This is a genomic window from Gilvimarinus gilvus, assembly GCF_030518155.1.
In the GTDB taxonomy this organism is placed as follows: Bacteria; Pseudomonadota; Gammaproteobacteria; order Pseudomonadales; family Cellvibrionaceae; genus Gilvimarinus; species Gilvimarinus gilvus.
The window spans coordinates 1-406 of the sequence record NZ_JAULRU010000452.1; the positions used below are offsets into that span (position 1 = coordinate 1).

Below are 406 nucleotides of genomic sequence, written 5' to 3' on the forward strand. Positions count from 1 at the left end.
CCTTGCATCCGCACTCGCGATTGGCCAAAGCGGAGCCTGCTCAATAACGTCCTTCTCTGATCGTGCCTGGTGTACTTCCCAGCCCCGGGTTCACCTTCCGACTGAAAAGGAAAATAAGAAATGTTCCGCTACTTCCCCACCAATTACGTTTGGAACCTGTCTGTCGACCTCGCCATCGAGATGGGCGCTCGCATGGGTGAGATCGAGGAAATGTGCGCGCCGTTGCAAGAGGCTGCGAAGCAGCCAGACGCAGCCGGCACCGCAGCATTTCGTGAAACCTGGTCAAAAATGGCAGACAAGCTCTGTGGCCTGGCTGAAGAAGATGAGGCTGCAGGCCGCTTGCTGTCGGCGGGCGAGAAGTACAACCGGGCTGCCACCTACTACCTGACCTGCGAGCGCCTGCAAG

The 406-nt window shown here is 58.1% G+C and carries 1 pseudogene; it reads left to right on the forward strand.

Annotation, left to right across the window (positions count from 1 at the left end):
- Positions 1-120: 120 nt before the first annotated feature.
- A pseudogene (locus tag QWI17_RS08835) lies at positions 121-406 on the forward strand (alpha/beta hydrolase); the annotation flags it as partial.